At 65.4% G+C, this 23,817-nt stretch carries 15 protein-coding genes and 3 pseudogenes; 13 read left to right on the forward strand and 5 right to left on the reverse strand.

Annotated elements, in window-relative coordinates:
• Positions 1–61: 61 nt before the first annotated feature.
• Positions 62–475: a large-conductance mechanosensitive channel protein MscL gene (mscL, locus tag ACZ899_RS23160; RefSeq protein ID WP_110739376.1), complete on the reverse strand. Its 414-nt coding sequence runs from the start codon at positions 473–475 to the stop codon at positions 62–64.
• Positions 476–652: 177 nt separating this feature from the next.
• Between mscL and radA the strand changes: the two genes are divergently transcribed.
• From radA to ACZ899_RS23200, 8 genes are all read left to right on the forward strand, one after another.
• Positions 653–2,020 carry a DNA repair protein RadA gene (gene radA, locus ACZ899_RS23165; protein WP_203650487.1) on the forward strand — a complete coding sequence of 456 codons (1,368 nt, stop codon included), beginning with the start codon at positions 653–655 and terminating at the stop codon, positions 2,018–2,020.
• A gap of 72 nt (positions 2,021–2,092) precedes the next feature.
• Positions 2,093–2,596 (forward strand): RNA polymerase sigma factor, encoded by a 504-nt coding sequence (locus ACZ899_RS23170; RefSeq protein WP_203650489.1) that lies wholly within the window; start codon positions 2,093–2,095, stop codon positions 2,594–2,596.
• 68 nt (positions 2,597–2,664) lie between these two features.
• Entirely contained in the window at positions 2,665–3,654 is a 990-nt protein-coding gene (locus tag ACZ899_RS23175; protein ID WP_234561962.1) for a FecR family protein, read from the forward strand.
• 204 nt (positions 3,655–3,858) lie between these two features.
• Entirely contained in the window at positions 3,859–6,528 is a 2,670-nt protein-coding gene (locus ACZ899_RS23180; protein WP_234561983.1) for a TonB-dependent receptor, read from the forward strand.
• Between the two features lie 82 nt (positions 6,529–6,610).
• On the forward strand, positions 6,611–7,228 hold the full coding sequence (locus tag ACZ899_RS23185; protein WP_203650496.1) for a heme acquisition protein HasA: 618 nt from the start codon (positions 6,611–6,613) through the stop codon (positions 7,226–7,228).
• Positions 7,229–7,397: 169 nt separating this feature from the next.
• A complete protein-coding gene (locus ACZ899_RS23190) occupies positions 7,398–9,164 on the forward strand; it encodes a type I secretion system permease/ATPase (RefSeq protein ID WP_234561965.1) in 1,767 nt (588 codons plus the stop codon).
• A 4-nt stretch (positions 9,165–9,168) separates the two neighbouring features.
• Entirely contained in the window at positions 9,169–10,500 is a 1,332-nt protein-coding gene (locus tag ACZ899_RS23195) for an HlyD family type I secretion periplasmic adaptor subunit (protein ID WP_234561967.1), read from the forward strand.
• Positions 10,501–10,504: 4 nt separating this feature from the next.
• Entirely contained in the window at positions 10,505–11,842 is a 1,338-nt protein-coding gene (locus ACZ899_RS23200; protein ID WP_234561970.1) for a TolC family outer membrane protein, read from the forward strand.
• Positions 11,843–12,052: 210 nt separating this feature from the next.
• Here ACZ899_RS23200 and ACZ899_RS23205 read toward each other — a convergent pair whose 3' ends face one another.
• On the reverse strand, positions 12,053–13,570 hold the full coding sequence (locus tag ACZ899_RS23205) for a nucleobase:cation symporter-2 family protein (RefSeq protein ID WP_050706911.1): 1,518 nt from the start codon (positions 13,568–13,570) through the stop codon (positions 12,053–12,055).
• Positions 13,571–13,831: 261 nt separating this feature from the next.
• Positions 13,832–14,200: a PilZ domain-containing protein gene (locus ACZ899_RS23210; RefSeq protein ID WP_028691346.1), complete on the reverse strand. Its 369-nt coding sequence runs from the start codon at positions 14,198–14,200 to the stop codon at positions 13,832–13,834.
• A gap of 166 nt (positions 14,201–14,366) precedes the next feature.
• On the opposite strand from ACZ899_RS23210, the pseudogene ACZ899_RS23215 reads away from it, so the two are divergent.
• From ACZ899_RS23215 to ACZ899_RS23235, 5 genes and pseudogenes are all read left to right on the forward strand, one after another.
• A pseudogene (locus ACZ899_RS23215) lies at positions 14,367–16,434 on the forward strand (carbon starvation CstA family protein).
• Between the two features lie 13 nt (positions 16,435–16,447).
• Positions 16,448–16,645, forward strand: coding sequence for a YbdD/YjiX family protein (locus tag ACZ899_RS23220; protein ID WP_050706909.1), 198 nt, complete (start codon positions 16,448–16,450; stop codon positions 16,643–16,645).
• Between the two features lie 183 nt (positions 16,646–16,828).
• Positions 16,829–17,806 carry a GTPase gene (gene yjiA / locus ACZ899_RS23225; RefSeq protein WP_234561972.1) on the forward strand — a complete coding sequence of 326 codons (978 nt, stop codon included), beginning with the start codon at positions 16,829–16,831 and terminating at the stop codon, positions 17,804–17,806.
• 77 nt (positions 17,807–17,883) lie between these two features.
• Positions 17,884–18,277 (forward strand): annotated as a pseudogene (locus ACZ899_RS23230) (type II toxin-antitoxin system RelE/ParE family toxin).
• Positions 18,274–18,573: a helix-turn-helix domain-containing protein gene (locus ACZ899_RS23235; RefSeq protein ID WP_110739110.1), complete on the forward strand. Its 300-nt coding sequence runs from the start codon at positions 18,274–18,276 to the stop codon at positions 18,571–18,573. The pseudogene ACZ899_RS23230 and the gene ACZ899_RS23235 overlap by 4 nt, the downstream one beginning before the upstream one ends.
• Before the next feature lie 59 nt (positions 18,574–18,632).
• On the opposite strand, the gene glyA is transcribed toward ACZ899_RS23235, so the two are convergent.
• Positions 18,633–19,886 (reverse strand): serine hydroxymethyltransferase, encoded by a 1,254-nt coding sequence (gene glyA / locus ACZ899_RS23240; RefSeq protein ID WP_232855732.1) that lies wholly within the window; start codon positions 19,884–19,886, stop codon positions 18,633–18,635.
• 281 nt (positions 19,887–20,167) lie between these two features.
• Positions 20,168–23,152: pseudogene (locus ACZ899_RS23245) on the reverse strand (sensor domain-containing protein); the annotation flags it as partial.
• Positions 23,153–23,817 lie beyond the last annotated feature (665 nt).

Raw genomic sequence — 23,817 nt, forward strand, 5'->3', positions numbered from 1 at the left:
CAGCGCCTGTTGGATCGTCGTCACTGGGGCCGCCGAAAAGCGGCCCCAGTCGTTTTGTGCTTCAGGGCTGGCGGTTCTGCGCCTTGAGCAGGTCGCGAATCTCGGTCAGCAGGGTTTCCTCGGCGCTTGGCACTGGCGGTGCGGTCGGTGCCACGGCCTCTTCGCGCTTGAGGCGGTTGATCACCTTCACGCCCATGAAGATGGCGAAGGCGACGATGATGAAGTCGAGGATGGTCTGGATGAACTTGCCATAGGCCATTACCACGGCTGGCACATCGCCTTCGGCGGCCTTGAGCGTGATCGCCAGGTCGCTGAAATCCACTCCGCCGATCAGCATACCGATAGGGGGCATGATCACGTCGCCGACAAAGGACGAGACGATCTTGCCGAACGCCGCGCCGATGATGATACCTACCGCCATGTCGACGACATTTCCCTTGACCGCGAAGGCCTTGAATTCACTGAGCATGCCCATGCTGTATTCCTTTGTTACGAATGGAGAGGTAAACGCAGTGTAAGCCACTAAAACGCTTCATGCGTGACGTTCGCAGCTACAGACTGTGTTTAGCGCGAATAGTTTTGTCGCCTGCCGCAGCCTCCGGGACACGTCCGTGTTCGGCTATCATGGCGGTTTTTTCCAGGAGACCCGCCCATGGCCAAGGCCAAGCGCTTGTATGGCTGCACAGAGTGCGGCGCGACCTTCCCCAAATGGGCCGGCCAGTGCGGTGACTGCGGGGCCTGGAACACCCTGGTCGAGACCATGATCGAGAGCGGCGGCGCCGCGGCGCCGAGCGGGCGTGCCGGCTGGACCGGGCAGCAGGCGCAGATCAAGACCCTGGCCGAAGTCAGCGTCGAGGAGATCCCGCGTTTCACCACCAGCAGCACCGAGCTCGATCGCGTGCTCGGCGGGGGCCTGGTGGACGGCTCGGTGGTGCTGATCGGCGGTGATCCGGGGATCGGCAAGTCCACCATCCTCCTGCAGACCCTGTGCAACATCGCCACGCAGATGCCGGCGCTGTATGTCACCGGCGAGGAGTCGCAGCAGCAGGTGGCCATGCGCTCCCGGCGCCTGGGCCTGCCCCAGGAGCAGCTCAAGGTCATGACCGAAACCTGCATCGAGACCATCATCGCCACCGCCCGCCAGGAAAAGCCGCGGGTGATGGTCATCGACTCGATCCAGACCATCTTCACCGAGCAGTTGCAGTCAGCCCCCGGCGGCGTGGCCCAGGTGCGCGAGAGCACGGCATTGCTGGTGCGCTACGCCAAGCAGAGCGGCACGGCGATCTTCCTGGTCGGCCATGTCACCAAGGAGGGTTCGCTGGCCGGGCCCCGGGTGCTCGAGCACATGGTCGACACCGTGCTGTATTTCGAGGGTGAGTCCGACGGCCGCCTGCGCCTGTTGCGGGCGGTGAAGAACCGCTTCGGCGCGGTCAACGAACTGGGCGTGTTCGGCATGACCGACCGTGGCCTCAAGGAAGTCTCCAACCCCTCGGCGATCTTCCTCAACCGTACCCAGGAGGAAGTGCCGGGCAGCGTGGTCATGGCCACCTGGGAAGGTACCCGGCCGATGCTGGTGGAGGTCCAGGCGCTGGTCGACGACAGCCACCTGGCCAACCCGCGACGGGTGACCCTGGGGCTGGACCAGAACCGCCTGGCCATGCTGCTGGCGGTGCTGCACCGGCACGGCGGCATCCCCACCCACGACCAGGACGTGTTCCTCAACGTCGTTGGTGGCGTGAAGGTGCTCGAAACCGCCTCGGACCTGGCGTTGCTGGCCGCGGTGATGTCGAGCCTGCGCAACCGCCCGCTGGCCCATGGCCTGCTGGTGTTCGGCGAGATTGGCCTGTCCGGTGAGGTGCGCCCGGTGCCCAGCGGCCAGGAGCGTCTGAAAGAGGCGGCCAAGCATGGCTTCAAGCGCGCCATCGTGCCCAAGGGCAACGCGCCGAAGGAAGCGCCCGTCGGGTTGCAGGTGATTGCCGTGACCCGTCTGGAACAGGCGCTGGATGCACTCTTCGAGTAATGCTGTTTCTTGCAAGTGATTCTCAATAACCAGTAGCATACCGCCACCTTGCGACCACCCCATGGAGAGCGTGTGGCGGAGTTCGACCTCAAGCGGCTGTTCACAAAGCACGCGAAAAACCTTCAGGGCCTGCTCTCGCGCAAGGTGCGCGACCCGCAGCTGGCGGCCGACCTGGTGCAGGACAGCTTCCTGCGCCTGGCCGAGCAGCAACGTCACGAGCCGATCGACAACGCCCAGGCCTACCTGTACCGCACCGCGCACAACCTGATGATCGATCACGTGCGCCAGCAGCAGCGGCGCAAGACCGACACGGTGCCCCACGAAGCCTTCGAGGCGATCGTCGAGGATGGCCCCGGGCTCGAGGAGCAGGCCGTGCGTGAGCAGCACCTGCGTCGCCTGCAGGCGATCCTCGGCGAGCTGCCCGAACGTACCCGGGAAATCTTTCGCCTCAACCGCCTGGAAGGCATGACCCACGCCGAGGTTGCCCGGCACCTGGGGATCTCCGACAGCTCGGTGCAAAAGCATCTGGCCAAGGCCCTGGCCTATGTGATGCAGTGCCTGCAGGAAACCGAATGACCAACGGTTTACTGACAAATGCCGCTTCAGACGTCAGCCCAGACATAACCAGATCACGAGAGAACCGTGTGAGCAGCCAGAACGAGCAAGCCATCCGCGAGCAGGCCGCCGAGTGGGTGGTGCTGCAGCAGGCCGGTCCCCTGAGCCCGGCGCAGCAGCACGCATTGGACCAGTGGTGCGCCAGCGATCCCCGGCACGCCCAGGCCTATGGTTTCGCCCAGGCCACCTGGGCTGACCTTGGGCAATTGGCAAGCTTGCCCGCCGTCTCGGCCGTTCGCCCCACGACTCCCCTTCAGGGCAGCCCGGTACTGCGACGGCGACCTCGGTTGCGCCGGGCTGTCGCCAGCGCGGCGGCGCTGTTGCTGGCCGTGCTCGCTGTGCAGCAAGGGCCGCAGGCATGGCTAGGCTGGCGTGCGGACTACCTCACGGGTATCGGCGAGGTGCGCCGGGTGACCCTGCCCGATGGCAGCCAGGTCGAACTGGACAGCCGTAGCGCCGTCCAGCTTGCCTTCGACGATCAGGAGCGCCGCGTGCGCCTGTTGTCCGGTGAAGCCATCTTCACTGCCGCACCGGTCACGTCCCGGGACGCACGCCCGTTCGTGGTCGAATACGCCGGGGCTACCAGTCGCGCCCTCGGTACACGCTTCGTGGTTGGCGCGGCGGGCGAGGGGGGCTGGGTCGGCATGCTGGAGCACAGCGTCGCGGTCGACCTGCAGGTGCCGCCGTTGCAGGGGCAGGCCAGTCAGTTATTGGAGCAGGGCGAGAGCCTGCGCTATGACCAGCACAAGGGGGTACGACCCTGGCCGGGTCACGATCTGCGGCGAGCCACGGACTGGCAGCGCGGAGTGCTGGTGTTCGAACGCCAGCCGCTCGCCGAGGTGGTCGCCCGGCTCAATCGCTACCGTGCTGGCCAGCTGGTAGTCGCCAGTGACGCACTGGCCCGGCGTGAGGTCAGCGGCGTATTCCGCCTCGACCAGCTAGGCACCGCCCCGGTGGTGCTCGGTGACGAGCTCAAGGCCCGGCTGATCGAGCTTCCAGGCCTGGCCGTGCTCTACTGAACGCGGCTTCGGCAAAAAACTTTCTATTTTAGTTACTGACTTTTCCTGCGTTGCTCGTCTGATTGTTGAGATTGATTTTCATTACTAGAAAACGCCAACAACGGACGAGCAACCGCAGTGAGCACGCCACGACAACAACCCTTGCGCCCTCTGGGCCGCCTCGCCCTGGCCGGCAGCCTGGTCCTGGGCTGCTGTGCTTTGCCGATGGGGATCGGCATGGCACAAGCCGCCGATTCGCCAAGCACCGCCAGCCGCAATCTGGTGCGTTTCGATATTCCGGCCCAGTCGCTCGACAGCGCGGTACTGGCCTACGCCGAGCAGTCCGGTGTGCAGGTGTTCTTCGACAGCCGCAAGCTGGCCGGCCTGCGCAGCGAGGGGCTGCGCGGCAGCTACCCGGCTGAAGAGGGCCTGCGCCAACTGCTGCGCGGCACGCCGGTGCGCTACCACTTCAGCGCCGCCGGACAGGTCGGCCTGGAGCGTGTCGCCCAGGACGGCGAGGTCCTGGAGCTGGGCGCGACCCATGTCGATTCTCAGCGCGATGGCGATTGGGTGTACCAGACCCCGCGATCGGTCAGTGTGATTACCCGCGAGCAGATCGAGCAGCGTGCCCCTCGTCATGCCGCCGACCTGCTCGAACAGACCCCGGGCGTGTACACCGCGGTCAACCAGCGTGACCCAGGACTGTCGGTGAACATCCGCGGCGTGCAGGACTATGGCCGGGTCAACATGAACATCGACGGCATGCGCCAGAACTTCAACGTCAACGGCCACCAGCAGCGCAACGGCGTGATGTTCATCGACCCCGAGTTCATCCAGGGCGTCGAGATCGACAAGGGCACCTCGGCCGGCATGGGCGGTGCCGGAGTGATCGGCGGCATCGCCAGCTTCAACACCGTCGATGCCCGCGACCTGCTCGGCCAGGGCAAGGAGATCGGTGGTCGCCTGCGCGCCGGCCACGGTATCGGCGAGTTGGGCAACGGCACCTACTTCAATGGCAGTGCGCTGTTCGCCGTCGGCAATGAAGCCGGCGATATCCTGCTTGGCCACAGCGAGCGGCATTTCGGCAACTACCGCAGCGGTACGCAGAACGCCGACAACCTGGGCACGCAGATCCGCGGCAAGCTGGAGAATCGCGAGGCCTGGAAGAGCTGGCTGCATGGCGAAGTGGGGGCGATGGACAGCGTGACCCGCTCCCAGCTGTTCAAGTTCGGCCTCAACTTCGCCGACGACCAGCGCCTGCAGTTCAGCTACATCGAGACCGACACCGACAGCAAGGACGCCTGGACCTACAACGACAGCAACGCCAACCGCTATTACTACCGGGTCACCGGCACCAACGACATCAATGCGAAGAATGCCGCGCTGGACTACAGCTTCACCCCGGACAATGACCTGATCGACTTCAAGGCCAAGCTGTACTACGTGACCACCCGCCAGGACCGCTGGAACGCCGACAACCTGTCCAGCGCCGCCACCGGCAACCGCGTCGAGGCCTACACCGACCGCTTCCAGACCGACACCTGGGGCCTGCAGCTGCAGAACACCTCGCGCTGGCACCTGGGACAGGCCGACACCCTGAGCTTCAACTACGGCACCGAGTTGTTCCAGGACAGCTTCCGCCCCAGCACCGAGCGCGTCGCCGCAGTCAACGAGGTGGAATCGCTACCCTACGTGCAGGGCGCCAACCCCAAGGGCAAGCGAGTGATGGCCAGCCTGTTCGGCAAGCTCACCTACGAGCATGACGACTGGCTCACCCTGGATGCCGGGCTGCGCTACGACCGTTATCGCCTGAGCGGCAAGACCGGTGTCACCACCTGGATGTACCCCGAAGGCGTCACCGAGGTCGGCCTTACCCGCCAGCAGACCCACATGATCTTCGACGAGGACACCGAGGAGGGGCGCTTCTCGCCGACCTTCGGCATCGCGCTCAAGCCCGGGCCGGACTGGTTGCAGGTCTATACCCGCTGGGGCCGTGGCTGGCGTCCGCCAGCGGTGACCGAAGTGTTCATGAGCGGCCGCCCGCATGCCGGCGGCAGTGCCGAGATGGTCTACCCCAACCCGTTCCTCAAGGCCGAGGAGTCGCACAACTGGGAGCTGGGGCTGAACATCTTCAAGGAGTCGCTGCTGCGCGACGGCGACCGCTTCGGCGCCAAGGTCGCCTACTTCGATACGCGCATCGACAACTTCTCGTTCCTCGACACCAATGTCTCGCTGCCCGGCAGTAGCGTGGCAGGCATCGCCCTGGGCCGTTCGGCCTACCAGAACAACCTGGAGACCACACGCTTTCGCGGCGTGGAATACAGCCTGGACTACGATGCCGGTGCCTACTACGGCCAGCTCAGCTACACCCACATGATCGGCAGCAACGAGTTCTGTTCCAACCAGTTCTACATGGGTGGCGCACAGCGTCTGGTCAGCGCCGGTACCGTCATGCGCCCGGTGCGGGTGGGCAGCCGCATCATCATGCTGCCGGTGCGCGTATCACGCGCCGAGGGCGCCGCAGACACCAACGCTATCGTCAGTTGCGGCGACATCATGGGCAACGCCTCGTACATGCCCGCCGACCGTGGCGCCCTGACCCTGGGCATGCGCCTGCTCGAGCGCACCCTGGATGTGGGCATGCGCGTGCGTTACAGCGAAGGCAACGGCGAGAACCTCAAGAGCCATACCTACAACCAGATCGATCAGGCCCAGTGGCCGCAGTACACGGTCTACGACCTCTACGCCAGCTACTGGATGACCCCCAGCCTGAACCTGGCCCTGTCGCTGGAGAACGCCACCGACGAGGCCTACTTCGTGGCCATGGGCGACGGCAACAACCTGTCGCTGGCCCGCGGCCGCACCTTGAGCGGCATGCTCGAGTACCGCTTCTGAACCAACCGGGTTTGCCCATTCCGGGCGACGCGAAGGCACGGAACGCGCCTTCGTCATCACTGTGCAACAACGAGGAACCGTTATGACCATCTCCGTTAACTATGACGCCGCCTTCGCCAGCTCGACCGTCGACGACTACCTGGCCTTCTGGAGTGCCGGCTTCGTCACCGCCGGCCATGGCTACAGCAACACCGGCGGCTTCAGCAACGGCACCTTCGATGGCGACCAGTACGCCACCCACGGTCGCAACAACTCGGACTACGCCTTCATTGCCGACAGCGACAGCGCCAACGGTCTGCACTATGTGTTCGACCCGTCCAAGGCCCCGGGCGACAACCTCAACCACTACCTGTGGGGCTCGCTGGACAACGTCTCCCTGGGTGAAGTGCTCGGTGGCGGCAGCGGCAGCGACTTCAGCCTGGGCAACTACGTGGTCAGCTTCAACGGCCTGGACCTGGATGCCGCGCAGGGTGCCGGGCGTGCCGGCAACGAAGTGCAGGGCGTGATCTACGGCCTGATGCAGGGCAACACCTCGGCCCTGGAAGGCGTGCTGGACAACCTGCTGGCCGGTTATGGCGTCTCCACCAACAGCACCTTCGCCGAGATCGGTGCGGCCCTGGCCGCCGGCCCGGCTCACGCCGCTGCTGCCGAAGCGGTCGGCGTGCAGGCGCTGCCCGAGGACCTGGCCCTGGCGGCCTGAGCGCAGGCATGAAAAAGCGAATGGAAGGTCACCCTGCCATTCGCTGATCTGATGCACTTACCCCGCAGCCCGTGTCTTTGCCGGGCCCAGGCTGCGGCGGTGCGAATTCTGTGGCGACGACAGGGCGAATGCAATCACCGGTCGGCGCCTTCTACGAGGTTTCCAACAAATGCGAACCGCTCCCGCCGCGGCCAACGAAGTGCTGCGGGCGCTCAGGGCCTGCCGTGCCGGGCTTGGCAACGTTGCGCTGTTCACTGCGGTGATCAACGTGCTGATGCTGGCCCCGGCGCTGTACATGCTGCAGGTCTACGACCGGGTCCTGTCGTCGCGCAACGAGATGACCCTGTTGATGCTCAGCCTCATGGTGCTCGGGGTGTTCGCCTTCATGGGCCTGCTGGAGTGGCTGCGCAGCCAGGTGGTGATCCGCCTGGGCACGCGCATGGACATGGACCTCAACCCACGGGTGTTCGAGGCCGCCTACGAGGCCAGCCTGGCCGGGCACAAAGGTGCCGCAGGGCAGATGCTCGCCGACCTGACCGCGCTGCGCCAGTTCGCCACCGGTCAGGCCCTGTTCGCGTTCTTCGACGCGCCGTGGTTCCCGGTGTACCTGCTGGTGATGTTCATGTTCAGCCCATGGCTCGGCCTGATGGCGCTGCTGGGGGCGGTGCTGCTGACGCTGCTGGCCTGGGTCAACGAGCGCCTGACCCAGGCGCCGTTCGCCGAGGCCGGGCAGCTGTCGCAGCAGGCCGGCCTGGAAGCCAGCGCCAACCTGCGCAACGCCGAGGTGATCGAGGCCATGGGCATGCTGGCGCCGGTGCGTCAGCGCTGGGCGCGTTTGCACCATGGATTCCTGGCTCGGCAGAACCTGGGCAGCGAGCGTACCGCGGCGGTCACCGCGCTGACCAAGACCGTGCGCCTGGCGCTGCAGTCGCTGGTGCTTGGCCTGGGCGCCTGGCTGGCCATCGAGCAACTGATCACGCCGGGGATGATGATCGCCGGCTCCATCCTCATGGCCCGGGTGCTGGCACCGATCGACCAGTTGATCGGCGCCTGGCGCCAATGGAGTGGCGCGCGCCTGGCCTATCAGCGCCTGAGCGAGCTGCTGCTGGCCCAGCCGCCGCGTCCGGCGGGCATGCCGCTGCCGGCACCGCTCGGCAAGCTGACGCTTGAGCAGGTGGCGGCGACGCAGCCGGGCAGCAGCCGTCTGTGCCTGAACAACCTGGGCTTCGAACTGCCAGCGGGCGAGTCACTGGGGATCATCGGCCCGTCCGGCTCGGGCAAGTCGACCCTGGCGCGGCTGCTGGTCGGCGCCGTTGCCCCGGCGAGCGGCAAGGTCCGCCTGGATGGCGCGGACCTGAGGGTCTGGGACCGTGGCGCACTGGGTCAGCATATCGGCTACCTGCCCCAGGACGTGCAGCTGTTCGCCGGCAGCATCGCCGACAACATCGCCCGGCTTGGCGCGGTGGATGCCCAGCAGGTGGTGGCCGCGGCGCAGCTGGCGGGGGTGCACGACATGATCCTCAAGCTGCCGGGCGGCTATGACACGCTGCTGGGCGAGGGCGGGCTGGGCCTGTCCGGCGGCCAGCGCCAGCGCATCGGCCTGGCGCGGGCGCTGTATGGGCTGCCGGCGCTGATCGTGCTCGACGAGCCCAATTCCAATCTCGATGAAGCCGGGGAGCAGGCGCTGGTCGAGGCCATTGCCAGGCTGCGCGAGCACAAGCGCACGTTGATCCTGATTACCCACAAGTCCTCGCTGCTGGCCGGCCTGGACAACTTGCTGATGCTCAAGGGCGGCCAGTTGCAGGCCTTCGGCCCCACCGCCCGGGTGCTGCAGGACGCACAACGGTCCGCCCGGCCGGCTCCCTCACCCGTCGCGCCACCCACCACACGCAATCCCATCGGCCTGAACGTCACCTTCGGCCAACCAAGAGCCTGACTTCATGAGCGTACACGCCCTCTCCACGCAAAAGACCGAGGCGAGCCTGCTCAGCCTCGACGAACACCGCCCGGGCCGGGTCGGCCGCTGGCTGGTGCTGGCAGGTTTTGGTGGCTTCCTCCTGTGGGCCGCGCTGGCGCCGCTGGACAAGGGTGTGCCGGTCAGCGGCAGCGTGATGGTCGCCGGTAGCCGGCAGGCCGTGCAGCACCCCACGGGCGGGGTGATCGAGCAGTTGCTGGTGCGTGACGGCGACACGGTGAGCGCCGGCCAGGTCGTGCTGCGCATGGACCCGACCCAGGCCCAGGCCCAGGTCGGCTCGCTGCGGGTGCAGTACGTCAACGCCCGCGCCGGCGAGGCGCGCCTGCTGGCTGAGCGCGATGGCAGGGCGTCGATCGAGTTCCCGCAGGGGCTGCGTGACCAGGCCGGCAGCGCCTGGGTGGCCACGGTGCTGGAGAGCCAGCGGCAACTGCGCAGCAGCCGCGCCCAGGCGCTGGACATGGAACTTGGCGGCCTGCGCGAGAGCATCGCCGGCGCCGAAGCCTCGCTGCAGGGCCTGCAAGGCTCGCTGGTCAGCAAACAGGCCCAGCGTGACGCGCTGGACGAGCAGTTGCGCGGCCTGCGCGAGCTGGCCCGGGACGGCTACATCGCCCGCAATCGCCTGCTCGACAGCGAGCGCCTGCTGGCCCAGGTCAACGGCTCGATCGCCGAGGACTTCGGCAGCATCGGCCGCACCCGGCGCCAGGTGCTGGAGCTCAAGCTGCGCATCGGCCAGCGCCAGCAGGAGTACCAGAACGAGGTGCGCCAGCAGCTCGCCGAACTGCAGGCCAGTGCCGAGGATCTGGACAACCGCCTGCGTAGCGCCGAATTCGAGCTGGCCCATACCCAGGTGCGGTCGCCCGTGGCCGGCACAGTGGTCGGCCTCAGCGTATTCACCAACGGCGGGGTCATCGCCAGGGGCCAGCAACTGATGGAGATCGTGCCGCGCGATGCGCCGTTGCTGGTCGACGCCCGCGCTTCGGTGGACATGGTCGACCGCCTGCGCCCAGGGCTGCCGGTGGAATTGATGTTCGTCGCCTTCAACCAGAGCACCACGCCGCGAGTGGATGGCGAGGTGACGTTGGTCTCGGCCGACCGCCTGCTCGACGAAAAGACCCAGCAGCCCTACTACCAGGTGCGCATCAAGGTCAGCGAGCAGGGCCTCGGCCAACTGGCCGGCCTGGATATCCGTCCGGGCATGCCGGTGGAGGCCTTCGTGCGGACCGGCGAACGCTCGATGCTCAACTACCTGTTCAAGCCACTGGCCGACCGGGTGCATGTCGCCCTGGCCGAGGAATAAAAGGATGTCAGTGTTTTTGCGTGCCGTTTGCCCGCTGCTGTTGTTCACCAGCCTGTCGGCGCAGGCCCTGGACCTGGGCGACGCCTATGCCCTGGCACTGCGCAACGATCCCACCTGGCAGGGTTCCATCGCCGAGCGCGAGGCCGGTCTCGAGAACCTGGCGATCGGTCGTGCCGGCCTGCTGCCCAGGCTGTCGTACCGCTACAACCGCGCCCGCAACGATTCCGAGGTGACCCAGCGCAGCCAGTTCGGCGACGTGACCACCCAGCGCGACTACCGCAGCTACAGTTCGACCCTGACCCTCGAGCAGCCGCTGTTCGACTATGGTGCCTGGAGCGACTACCGCCGTGGCGTGGCCCAGGCCGCCCTGGCCGACGAGCGCTATCGCGGCCGTGGCCAGGAGCTGATGGTGCGTTTGTTCGGCGCCTACAGCGAAGCGTTGTTCGCCAACGAACAGATCGCCCTGGCCCAGGCCCAGCGACGCACCTACGCCGAGCAGTTGACCCTCAATGAGCGCCTGCTCAAGGGCGGCGAGGGCACCCGTACCGATGTGCTGGAAACCCGCGCCCGCTACGAGCTGGCCCAGGCCCAGGAGATCGAGGCCGGCGACAATCTCGATGCGGCGTTGCGCGTCTTGCAGGCGATCATCGGCGAGCCGGTGGCAGTCGAGGACCTGGCGCCGATGACCGGCGATTTTCGCGTCCAGCCGCTCACCCCCACACGTTTCGAACCCTGGCGCGACCTGGCCGTCGCCCACAACGCCGAACTGGCCAGCCAGCGCCACGGGCTCGAGGTCGCCGAGCAGAACATCGAGCGGCAGCGGGCCGGGCACCTGCCTTCGTTGAGTGCCTATGCCAGCAAGGGCATTTCCAGTTCCAGCTCCGAGAGCAGCTACAACCAGCGTTACGACACCGACAGCATTGGCGTGCAGTTGAGCGTGCCGCTGTTTGCCGGAGGCGGTGTGCAGGCGTCGGTGCGTCAGGCCCGGGCCCAGCGCGATGCCGCGGGTTTCGAGCTGGATGCGCAGCTGCGCGACACGCTCAATCAGCTGCGCCGGCAGTTCAACCTGTGCGCCAGCGGCACGGCGAAGATCCGTGCCTACGACCTGGCGGTGAAGGCCGCCTCGGCCCTGGTGCAGGCCACGCGCAAGAGTGTGCGGGGAGGGGAGAGGGTCAACCTGGATGTGCTGGACGCCGAGCAGCAGCTGTTCGGTGCCCGGCGCGACCTGGCGCAGGCACGCCATGAGTACCTGCGGGCGTGGTTGCAGTTGCGCTATCTGGCGGGGGTGCTGGAGGCGGGGGATCTGAATGTGTTGAACCGGTACTTCGTGGCGCACGGCTAGGGCGACTCAGCGGATCGAACGTGGGAGCGGGCTTGCCCCGCGATGGCGTCCTGTCATGAAGTGATGTTGTACCGACAGACCGGATCGCGGGGCAAGCCCGCTCCCACAGTGCCCGCATCCCACAGTGCCTGCTTGCGCACATGCTCGAGACGAAAAAAAGGAGCCGACGATGCGCGTCGGCTCCCCCTCGATGACCGTCCTGGTCAGCGATCAGTGTTCGGCAACCGCCTTGCGCCTGGGCGCCTCGTTGCCGTGCTCGTCGAGTTCCAGCACCGGAACCTCGTTACCGTCGGCGTCGAACAGCTTGCCATCCTTGAAGTAATCGCCATCGCGCAGGGCCGAGATGTCCGAGTACTGGATGGTGCGCTCGTAGGCCGCGGCGAACACCGACTGGTTTTCCGAGTTGCCGGTGGTGAAGTGGTTGAAGATCAGGTTCAGCAGGATGGCCATGATCGCCGCCGAGCTGATGCCGGAGTGGAAGATGGTTTCGAACCAGCTCGGGAAGTTGTGGTAGAAGGTCGGCGCCGCGATCGGGATCATGCCGAAGCCCAGCGAGGCGGCGACGATGATCAGGTTGACGTTGTTCTTGTAGTTGACCTTGGACAGGGTACGGATGCCGCTGGCCGCCACGGTGCCGAACAGCACGATGCCCGCGCCGCCGAGGACCGGGGTTGGTACCGCGGCGATGACCCGGCCCATGATCGGCAGCAAGCCCAGCACCACCAGGATCACCCCGCCGGTGGCCACCACGTAGCGGCTCTTGACCCCGGTCACGGCCACCAGGCCGACGTTCTGGGCGAAGGCGCTCTGGGTGAACGAGCCGAAGATCGGCGCCAGGATGCTCGACGCCATGTCGGCGCGCAGGCCATTGCCCAGGCGCTTGGAGTCGACCTTGGTGTCGATGATCTCACCGACTGCGAGGATGTCCGCCGAGGTTTCCACCAGGGTCACCATGATCACGATGCACATCGACAGGATCGCGGCGATATGGAAGGTCGGCATGCCGAAGTGGAACGGCGTGGGGAAGGCGAAGATCGGGCCTTCGGTGACCTTGCTGAAGTCGGTCATGCCCAGCGCCCAGGCAATCAGGGTGCCGGCGACCATGGCCAGGAGGATCGACAGGCGCGAGATGCTCGCGCTGCCCAGCTTGCTCAGCAGCAGGACGATGGCGAAGGTCAGCCCGGCCAGACCGATGTTGGCCACGCTGCCGAACTCCGGCGAGGCGCTGTTGCCGCCCATCACCCAGCGTGCGGCCACGGGCATCAGGGTCAGGCCGATGGTGGTGATGACGATGCCGGTGACCAGCGGCGGGAAGAACTTGGTGATGCGTGAGAACACCGGGGTGATCAGGAATCCGATGAGCGAAGCCGCCATCACCGCGCCCAGCACCGAAGGCAAGCCGCCACCGCTCTGACTGCCGAGGATCGCGCCCATGGTCGCCACGCCGGCGAACGATACGCCCTGCACCAGTGGCAGCTGGCAACCGAAGAACGGCAGGCCGAGGGTCTGCAGCAGGGTGGCCAGGCCTCCCGCGAACAGCGAGGCGGCGATCAGCAGGCCGATTTCCGCCGGGGCCAGGCCGGCGGCCTGGCCGAGGATCAGGGGTACGGCGACGATCCCTCCATACATGGTCAGGACATGCTGCAGCCCGTAGGCCAGGTTGGCGCCAAGGCCGAGATTTTCGTCCTCGGGGCGCGGGGCGGGAGACGTGCTGGGGGACGTGGTCATTGGAGCAGGCTCTCTGTTTATTGTTGTGCCGCTACTGTAGACAACTACCACAAAAAATTGCCACAAAAATTGTATACAAAGTTTTGATCGTAGCGACGGAACGGGTGCGTCCAGGGTGCGTGAAACCTGGATGCAGGTTGTGTTCCAACATGCAGGAGGCTGTTCCAGAGGGGTGTGTACAAACAGGCTGGCGGGTGTAGGAAAGCTGTCTGGCTGGACAGGAAAGCCGTCACAGCCAGATAGATAGCAGGCTAAGAGATATCAATCTTCGATGAGTTCGCGCAGCTCGCGCATCATTTCGGTGCTGTCACCCACGTTCAGTTCCACCAGACGGTGCAGATGGGTCATCGAATCGATGTCGATGTGCAGGCAGATGAAACCCAGACGGCTCGGCTCCTCGTGGCGCAGTTCGACCTGCATCAGCACCTGGGTCTTCTTGTCGTTGAGGTGGATGATCGCTTCGAAGTCCTGGGTGAGGTCGGCATTCCAGGGATCGGGGCGCTCGATCAGCAAGCCCTTGAGCGACAGGTCGAGCAGTTTCACCGGCCAGCGCCGCTCGCCCTGGCGCAGTTCAGTGGGGGCATCGAAGGCGATGCGTTGAAAGCGGCGGCGTTCGTCGTGGTCGCTCATGGGAAAAGCCCTCGGGGGTTCAACCTGACTATAGTGGGTTATGTTGCCGTATCAGGTACCGCAATCTGGCCGCAGAGGCTCTAGACCAAAGCAAGTGTGGCAATGCGCTTTGACTCGCCCTAGACTCGATGGGCGGTCTTTCCAATCCACCAGCTGGAAGTAAACCATGAACAACAATAATAGCCTGCTACGCCACATTCCGTGGCTGGCGCTGGCAGTCATAGGGGCCTGCGCGCTGGGTGTGGTTGCCCTGCGTCGCGGTGAGGCAATCAACGCCTTGTGGATCGTGGTCGCGGCAGTGGCCCTCTACCTGGTCGCCTACCGTTACTACAGCCTGTTCATCGCCACCAAGGTGATGCAGCTCGACCCCCGCCGGGCCACGCCCGCGGTACTCAACAACGATGGCCTGGACTACGTCCCGACCAACAAGCACATTCTCTTCGGCCATCACTTCGCCGCCATCGCCGGCGCCGGCCCGCTCGTGGGCCCTGGTCCTCGCCGCACAGATGGGCTACCTGCCCGGCACGCTGTGGCTGATCGCTGGCGTGGTGCTGGCCGGCGCGGTGCAGGACTTCATGGTCCTGTTCCTCTCCACCCGCCGCAACGGCCGCTCGCTGGGCGACATGGTCCGCGAGGAAATGGGCCGCATCCCCGGTACCATCGCCCTGTTCGGCTGCTTCCTGATCATGATCATCATCCTCGCGGTGCTGGCGCTGATCGTGGTCAAGGCCCTGGCCGAGAGCCCGTGGGGCATGTTCACGGTGATGGCGACCATCCCGATCGCGATGTTCATGGGCATCTACATGCGCTACATCCGTCCGGGCCGTATCGGCGAGATCTCGGTCATCGGCGTGGTCCTGCTGCTGCTGTCGATCTGGCTGGGGGGCCAGATCGCCGCGGATCCGGTGTGGGGCCCGGCATTTACCTTCACCGGCGTGCAGATCACCTGGATGCTGGTCGGCTACGGTTTCGTCGCCGCCGTGCTGCCGGTGTGGCTGGTGCTGGCGCCGCGTGACTACCTGTCGACCTTCCTCAAGATCGGCACCATCGTCGGCCTTGCCATTGGCATCCTGATCATCGCGCCCGAACTGAAAATGCCGGCGCTGACCCAGTTCACCGACGGCACGGGCCCGGTGTGGAAGGGCACCCTGTTCCCGTTCCTGTTCATCACCATCGCCTGCGGCGCGGTGTCCGGCTTCCACGCGCTGATCTCCTCGGGGACCACGCCCAAGCTGCTGGACAACGAAACCAACGCCCGCTACATCGGCTACGGCGGCATGCTCATGGAGTCGTTCGTCGCCATCATGGCCATGGTCGCCGCCTCGGTGATCGAGCCGGGCGTGTACTTCGCCATGAACAGCCCGGCCGCAGTGGTCGGTGCCGACGTCGTCTCGGTGGCGCAGACCGTGAGCAGCTGGGGCTTCATGATCACCCCCGAGCAGCTCGAGGCCACCGCCCGCGACATCGGCGAGCACACCATCCTGGCCCGTGCCGGTGGCGCGCCGACCCTGGCGGTCGGTATCGCGCAGATCCTCCACCAGGTGCTGCCGGGCGAGAACACCATGGCGTTCTGGTACCACTTCGCCATTCTGTTCGAGGCACTGTTCATCCTGACCGCCGTGGACGCCGGTACCCGCGCCGGGCGCTTCATGTTGCAGGACCTGCTGGGCAGCTTCGTGCCGGCCCTGAAACGCACCGAGTCGTGGACCGCCAACCTGATCGGCACCGCCGGTTGCGTGGCGCTGTGGGGCTACCTGCTGTACCAGGGCGTGATCGACCCGCTGGGTGGCATCAACACCCTGTGGCCGCTGTTCGGCATCTCCAACCAGATGCTCGCCGGTATCGCCCTGATGCTGGGCACCGTGGTGCTGATCAAGATGAAGCGCCAGCGCTACGTCTGGGTCACCCTGCTGCCGGCCGTGTGGCTGCTGATCTGCACCACCACCGCGGGCCTGATCAAGCTGTTCGACCCGAACCCGGCGGTCGGCTTCCTGGCCCTGGCCAAGAAGTACAGCACCGCGCTGGACGCCGGCCAGGTGCTGGCCCCGGCCAAGGACATCGGCCAGATGCAGCACGTGATCTTCAACGCCTACACCAACGCCGGCCTGACCGTGCTGTTCCTGGTGGTGGTATTCAGCGTGCTGTTCTTTGCCGTCAAGGTCGGCCTCGCCGCCCTGGGTCGCAAGGAGCGCAGCGACAAGGAAACCCCGTTCCAGGCCCTGCCTGACGCTTGAGAGGACCGCCGCGATGTTCAACGACCTGGGTCGACTGGGTAAGTACCTGGGGCAGGCCGCCCGCCTGATGGTCGGCATGCCCGACTACGACAACTATGTCGAGCACATGCAGAAGAAGCACCCGGACAAGCCGGTAATGAGCTACGAGGCGTTCTTCCGCGAGCGCCAGGAAGCGCGCTATGGTGGCAAGTCCGGGCCCAAGTGCTGTTGAACCTGATGCCGGCGCGGTCCTTGTAGGAGCGGCCTTGTGCCGCGAAAGGGCCGCGCAGCGGCCCCGGCTATATCTGCTGCGAACCTGAAAATCTGGGGCCGCTTTGCGGCCCTGTCGCGACACAAGGCCGCTCCTGCAAGGGATCGCGGCCTTTCTTTTTTTTTCCGCACAGGAGATTTCCGCGTGCAAACGCCGATTCCCGTTACCGTGCTGACCGGCTTCCTTGGCGCCGGCAAGACCACATTGCTCAAGCACATGCTCAAGGCCGAGCATGGCCTGAAGCTCGCCGTGATCGAGAACGAGTTCAGCGAGGCCGGCATCGACAGCCAGCTGCTGGGCGATGCACCGGTGCAGGTCATGACCCTGGCCAACGGCTGCGTGTGCTGCAGCATCCATGGCGACCTGACCCGGGCCCTGTACCTGCTGCTCGAACGGCTGGATGCCGGTGAAATCGCCTTCGATCGCCTGGTCATCGAATGCACCGGCCTTGCCGACCCGGCACCGGTGGCGCAGACCTTCTTCATTGATGAAGAGCTGCGCGAGCGCTATATCCTCGACGGCATCATCACCCTGGTCGACACTGCCCACGCCGAGCTGCACCTGACCCAGGCCATCGCCCAGGCTCAGGTCGGCTTCGCTGACCGTCTGCTGCTGAGCAAGACCGACCTGGTCGAGCCGCAGGTGGTCGAAGCCCTGCGCGAGCGCCTGGCGCGCATCAATGGCCGGGCGGCGATCCGTGTGGTCGAGCACGGTCGCATCGACCTGGCCGAGCTACTCGATGTGCGCGGCTTCAACCTCAACCCGGACCTGGGCATCAGCCCAAAACCCACCTTGCGCCCGGTACTCAAGCCGGCCACCCCTGACCGTATCTCGACGCTGGTGCTGCGCACCGAAACGCCGTTGGACATCGATCGGCTCAGCGACTTCATGAACGAGCTGCTGGAAGAGCACGGCAAGCAATTGCTGCGCTACAAGGGGGTACTGAACATTGCCGGCGAGGACCGCCGTCTGGTGTTCCAAGGGGTGCTGAAGCTGTACGGCTTCGACTGGGACGCCGAGTGGAAGGAAGGCGAGATGCGCGAAAGCGTGATGGTGTTTATCGCCGATGAGTTGCCGGAGGAGAATATTCGGGCAGGGTTTGAGGCGTTGTATCACGCATGAGTGGGACGTAGCTGACTGGTTGATGCCGCCAAATGGCGGCATTTTTTTGCCTCATTCAATTCGTTGGGCCATACGCTATGGCCCCCTTGAAAGAGGTACCTTTTTTGGTGCACTTGGTCGAGTCACATCCACAGCTTCGGGTGTTTTTCTTTCGCAGTGACCTCGGTAATGAGCCAGTGCGGGAGTGGTTGAAAGCGTTGCCGCGTAACCAGCACAGGCTGATCGGAAACAAGATCAAGGCTGTGCAATTCGGTTGGCCACTTGGCATGCCTCTGGTTCGGAAGATGGAAAGCGGACTCTGGGAGATCCGTATCGACCTTGGGGGATAGCGTGGGACGGGTGATGTTCACGATCACCGATGGGGTGATGGTCTTGCTCCATGGATTTATCAAGAAAAGTCAAAAGACGCCCTCGGTCGACCTCGCTTTGGCCAGGCAGCGCAGGGCAAGCTTGCGGAGGCAAAACATATGAACCCGCACATCGGTTCGGATTTCGATGACTTTCTTGCCGAAGAAGGCATTCTGGAGGAGGTCACGGCCACAGCGCTCAAACGGGTGATTGCCTGGCAGCTGACTGAGGCGATGAAGCAGCAGAAGGTCAGCAAGAAGGCGCTTGCCGAGCGCATGCACACCAGCCGTACGGCGGTCGATCGAGCGCTTGATCAGACGGATGCCGGCATGACGCTGGCAACGCTGGCCAGTGCGGCGAGGGCGTTGGGGCAGCGCGTGGAAATACGTCTCGTGCCGGATGTCGCAACAACTCGCTGAGAAGAAGCACAAAAAAGCCCGGCACATGGCCGGGCTTTTTCACATCAGGCGTCTGCCAATCAGTTGCCGTACACCGGCAGCTTCTTGCAGATGGCCTTGACCTTCTCACGCACGGCGTCGATCACCGCTTCGTTGTTCAGGTCGGCCAGGATGTCGCAGATCCAGCCAGCCAGTTCGCGGCACTCGGCTTCCTTGAAGCCACGGGTGGTGACGGCTGGGGTGCCGAAACGCAGGCCCGAGGTGACGAAAGGCGAACGTGGGTCGTTCGGGACCGAGTTCTTGTTGACGGTGATGAAAGCCTTGCCCAGGGCGGCGTCGGCGTCCTTACCGGAGATTTCCTGCTTGATCAGCGACAGCAGGAACAGGTGGTTCTGGGTGCCGCCGGAAACGACGTCGAAACCACGCTCGATGAACACGCTGGCCATGGCCTGGGCGTTTTTCACGACTTGCTGCTGGTAGGCCTTGAACTCAGGCTGCAGCGCTTCCTTGAAGCAGATCGCCTTGGCGGCAATGACGTGCTCCAGCGGGCCGCCCTGGGCGCCCGGGAAGACCGCGGAATTCAGCTTCTTCTCGATGTCGGCGTTGGCACGGGCCAGGATCAGGCCGCCACGCGGACCGCGCAGGGTCTTGTGGGTGGTGGTGGTGACCACGTCGGCGAACGGAACCGGGTTCGGGTACACGCCAGCGGCAACCAGGCCAGCCACGTGGGCCATGTCGACGAACAGGTAGGCACCGACCTTGTCGGCGATTTCGCGGAAGCGTGGGAAGTCCAGGACTTGCGAGTAGGCGGAGAAGCCAGCGACGATCATCTTCGGCTTGTGCTCCAGGGCCAGTGCTTCGACTTCGTCGTAGTTGATCAGGCCGTTGGCGTCGATGCCGTACTGGATGGCGTTGTACAGCTTGCCCGAGGAGGAAACGCTGGCGCCGTGGGTCAGGTGACCGCCGTGGGCCAGGCTCATGCCCAGGATGGTATCACCGGCCGACAGCAGGGCCAGGTAGACAGCGGCGTTGGCCTGGGAACCGGCGTGCGGCTGGACGTTGGCGTAGTCGGCGCCGAACAGTTCCTTGGCGCGGTCGATGGCCAGTTGCTCGACGACGTCGACGTACTCGCAACCACCGTAGTAACGCTTGCCTGGGTAGCCTTCGGCGTACTTGTTGGTCAGAACCGAACCCTGGGCCTCCATGACCGCCGGGCTGGTGTAGTTTTCCGAAGCGATCAGCTCGATATGCTCTTCCTGGCGCAGGGCTTCTTGCTGCATGGCTTCGAAGAGCTCGGCGTCGTACTTGGCAATGGTCAAATCACGGCTGAACATGGCGGTCCTCAAGGATCGGGCAGAATTGGGGGTGCATTCTAACCGATTGATTCGCCGCTGGCATATGAAGTGGCATCAAGTCGCGGACCAATGGCCCTCATGTTGCAACCCGCGCCGTTTCTGGGCTGGAGTTGACTTTGGGGTCCGGTTTTCCAGGGTGTATGGGGTCTGCGTGGGAGCGGGCTTGCCCCGCGATTTGGCCGTCAAATGATGTGGCCAGGGCTGGCCCATCGCGGGGCAAGCCCGCTCCCACGACGTTCGCGAAGAAACCCGCGGAGCGATTACTGGAACATGAACAACGTCTCGTTGCTGAATTGCGCCTCGAACTGGTTGGCCGGCATCGGCCGGCCGAACAGGTAGCCCTGCACCTCGTCGCAGCCGTGCTCGCGCAGGAACTCCAGCTGCTCGTGGGTTTCCACGCCCTCGGCGATCACCGCCAGGTTGAGGCTGTGGGCCATGGCGATGATTGCCCGGGCGATCTGCGCGTCCTGCTCGCCCTCGGGCAGGCCGTCGACGAAGGTGCGGTCGATCTTGAGCACGTCGATGGGGAACTGCTTGAGGTAGTTGAGCGACGAGTAGCCGGTGCCGAAGTCATCGACCGCGATGCTCAGGCCGAGGTTCTTCAGGCTGTCGAGGATCTGCATGGCCTCGTTGACCTCGCGCATCAGGATGCTCTCGGTCAGCTCCAGCTCCAGGCAGGCCGGGGGCAGCCCGGTTTCCTCGAGGATGGTGGCGATGCGCGTGCCCAGCTGGCCGTCGGAGAACTGCCGGGCGGAAATGTTCACCGACACCTTCGGCACCCGCACCTTCTCCTTGTGCCAGGCCTTGAGCTGGCGGCACGCCTCGCGCAGCACCCAGTCGCCGACGTCGACCACCAGGCCCAGTTCCTCGATCACCGGGATGAAGTCGCCCGGCGGCACCAGGCCGCGGGTCGGGTGGCGCCAGCGCAGCAGTGCCTCGGCGCCGGTCAGGCGCTTGCCGTCGCCGCTGAACTGCGGCTGGTAGTAGAGGATGAACTCGTTCTGTTCCAGGGCATGGCGCAGGTCGCTTTCCAACTCCAGGCGCTCCAGGGCGCTGGCGTTCATGTCCGTCTGGTAGAACTGGAAGTTGTTCTTGCCGCGTTCCTTGGCGTGGTACATCGCCGTGTCGGCGTTCTTCATAAGCTGGCTGAGCTCGCTGCCGTCCTGCGGGCTCAGGGCGATGCCGATACTGGCGGTGACGAAGAACTCGCGGTTTTCCAGGACGAACGGCGTGACCAGCCCCTCGAGGATGTTCTCGGCGACATGGATGGCCCGGTTGAGCGCCTGCTCGCGGCTGGCCTTGGGCTGCAGCAGCAGGGTGAACTCGTCGCCGCCCATGCGCGCCACGGTGTCGTCGTCGTCGACGCAGGCCAGCAGGCGCTCGGCCATGTCCTTGAGCATGCGGTCGCCCGCGGCATGGCCGAGGGAGTCGTTGATCGGCTTGAATCGGTCGAGGTCGAGGAACATCAGCACCACCCAGGCCTTCTGCCGTTCGGCCTGTTGCAGGGCGGTGTACAGGCGGTCCTGGAACAGTGTGCGGTTGGGCAGGTGGGTCAGGGCATCGTAGTAGGCCAGGCGATGGATGCGCTGTTCACTGGCCTTGCGCTCGCTGATATCGGTGAAGAAGCACACGTAGCTGGCCAGGTCGCCCTCGTCGTCGAGCACTGCGGTGATGCCCACCCATGCCGGGTAGTGCTCGCCGTTGCGCCGCTTGAGCCACACTTCGCCTTCCCAGGTGCCGCGCTGGCTCAGTTGCTTGAGCACATAGCCCAGCTGGGCGCTCTGCTGCTGTTCGACGGTGAGCATGCCGGGCAGCTGGTCGAGCACTTCGGCCACGGCATAGCCGCTGACCCGGCTGAAGGCCTCGTTGGCCTGGACGATATAGCCGGCCGGGTCGGTGATAAGGATCGCCGAGGTGGAGTGTTCGAACACTGTCGCGGCCATGCGCAGGTCTTTTTCGGCGCGGCGCTGCTGGCTGATATCACGGCCCACGCCCAGCACGCCCTCGAAGCGCTCGTGTTCGTCCCACACCAGCACCAGGCGCAATTCGATGGGGATCTTGCGGCCATCGGCGCGCAGGCAGTCGAACAGGAACAGCTGGGTGGGCAGGGTGCTGCGCAACTGGGCCAGTTGCTCACTGTCGCCCAGCACCTTGCTGACCCGCTCCAGCAGGTTGTAGACGCCGCTGAGCTGGGCGGGGTTGGCGACGATCGACTGCCAGCCGTTGGCGAAGATCCAGTCGGCCTGGTAGCCCAGCACCGCTTGCACCGAGGGGCTGACGTAGTTCAGCTGCAGCTGGCTGTCGGTGGAGAAGATCACGTCGCTGATGCTCTCGGCGAGCATGCGGTAGCGCTGCTCGCTGTCGCGCAGGGACTCGCTGGCCTCGATCTGCACGGTGACGTCCTTGCCCACGCCGATGATGCGGGTGACCAGGCCCTCGCTGTCGCGGGTCAGCACCTGTTCGCGGATGTCGTAGCAGCGCCAGCCGCCATCGCGGTGGCGGAAACGCAATTGGCAGTGCAGCGACTGGCCGTAGCTGGTATCGCGCTGCTGCTGGCGAAGGGCGCGGTAGTGCTCGGCGTCGCCGGGGTGCAGGAGCATCTCCCAGAAACGGTCGCCCATCTGTGCCAGCTCCACGCGGTCGTAGCCCAGGGTCTGGCCGAGGTGGCGGTTGCTGAAGATCATCCGCTGGCTGTTGACGTCCTGCACGTAGAGCTGGTCGGGCACGGTGCGCACCACGTCCGACCAGAAACCTTCGCGCTCGAGCAGCGACAGCTCCACCTGCTTGCGACTGGTGATGTCACTGATGCTCAGGATCACCGCCTGGTAGTCGCGGCGCTGCTGGGGCAGGCGGGCCATCAGCCACAGGTGCAGCTCGCCGCCCAGCGGGGCGGGCAGGCGCACTTCCAGCTCAAGCTGCTGGCGCTCTTCGATCAGCGCGTCGAGCAACTGCATGCCGACACTGTCGCGGCTGTCGCCGCTGCCTTCGATCAGGCGCTGCCAGGCGCCTTCGTGGCAGTCGACGTTGAGCAACTGGCGGGCCACCTGGTTGATCTCGGTGATCTTCAGTTCCGCCAGCAGTGTGCGTCGCAGCCTGGTGTCCAGCGCCAGGCTCTGCTTGAGCGCGGCGCGGTTGCGCAGGTGATAGCGGTCGAGCTGGCCGGGCAGGCTGGAGAGGTCGAGCACGCACAGGGCCACGCCGGTGCCCTCGAAGATTTCCTGGTAGCGTCGGCGATCTTCCTGCAGGGCGCGCTGGCGCCGGCGCATGTTGATCAGCGCCAGCACCGGCAGCAGGGCGCAGAACAGCACCAGCACGCACTTGCCGATCAGCGCCGGCAGCAGTTTGTCGCGGGCAAGGCCGGCGTCGAACAGGCCGCGCAGTTGCCAGGTGCTGTTGTCGATGAACGCAAGCATCACGCTCTGCAGCGGTTCATCGCTGGTCTGGCGGTGGCCGTGGTGCTCGATGACCTCGCCGCTGCGGCTGTTTTCCAGCAGCCACAGGGGGTGGGTGGGGCCGTCCAGGTGACGGGTCAGCTCTGAGTAGTAGTCCGGGCTCAGGCGCAGCAGCCAGTAGCCGCGGTCCTGTTCGGTCGGCTGGCGCAGCAGCAGGTACACCTGTTTATTGTCGGGGCCGTTGCCATAGAAGAAGGCGCGGCCCTGATTCAGTTGCAGGAGGTCGTCAATCAGCTGACGGTCCGGGGTACCGTCGAGGCTGTCGCTGCGCACCTGCCCGGCGGCGTCCAGCCAGGCCAGGTCGCGCAGGGCCGGCAGGCGCGCCTGCAAGGTAGTGAGCAGGCTCGGCAGGGCGGCGGGCGCCGGTGGTTTGACGTAAGGCTGGACCAGGTTCAGCGATTGCTGGGCCTTGAGCGCCATGTTCAGGCTCAGGTGGTCGGCCAGTTCGGCGCTGGTCG

This window comes from Pseudomonas sp. TE31087, from assembly GCF_057284075.1.

Excerpts from the sequence above, each read along its gene's own strand:
- ACZ899_RS23205 (WP_050706911.1), bottom strand. The coding sequence starts at position 13,570 with ATGACCACGTCCCCCAGCACGTCTCCCGCCCCGCGCCCCGAGGACGAA.
- glyA (WP_232855732.1), bottom strand. The coding sequence starts at position 19,886 with ATGTTCAGCCGTGATTTGACCATTGCCAAGTACGACGCCGAGCTCTTC.
- ACZ899_RS23185 (WP_203650496.1), top strand. The coding sequence starts at position 6,611 with ATGACCATCTCCGTTAACTATGACGCCGCCTTCGCCAGCTCGACCGTC.
- ACZ899_RS23210 (WP_028691346.1), bottom strand. The coding sequence starts at position 14,200 with ATGAGCGACCACGACGAACGCCGCCGCTTTCAACGCATCGCCTTCGAT.
- ACZ899_RS23180 (WP_234561983.1), top strand. The coding sequence starts at position 3,859 with ATGGGGATCGGCATGGCACAAGCCGCCGATTCGCCAAGCACCGCCAGC.
- radA (WP_203650487.1), top strand. The coding sequence starts at position 653 with ATGGCCAAGGCCAAGCGCTTGTATGGCTGCACAGAGTGCGGCGCGACC.
- ACZ899_RS23235 (WP_110739110.1), top strand. The coding sequence starts at position 18,274 with ATGAACCCGCACATCGGTTCGGATTTCGATGACTTTCTTGCCGAAGAA.
- ACZ899_RS23190 (WP_234561965.1), top strand. The coding sequence starts at position 7,398 with ATGCGAACCGCTCCCGCCGCGGCCAACGAAGTGCTGCGGGCGCTCAGG.
- mscL (WP_110739376.1), bottom strand. The coding sequence starts at position 475 with ATGGGCATGCTCAGTGAATTCAAGGCCTTCGCGGTCAAGGGAAATGTC.
- ACZ899_RS23220 (WP_050706909.1), top strand. The coding sequence starts at position 16,448 with ATGTTCAACGACCTGGGTCGACTGGGTAAGTACCTGGGGCAGGCCGCC.
- ACZ899_RS23195 (WP_234561967.1), top strand. The coding sequence starts at position 9,169 with ATGAGCGTACACGCCCTCTCCACGCAAAAGACCGAGGCGAGCCTGCTC.
- ACZ899_RS23200 (WP_234561970.1), top strand. The coding sequence starts at position 10,505 with ATGTCAGTGTTTTTGCGTGCCGTTTGCCCGCTGCTGTTGTTCACCAGC.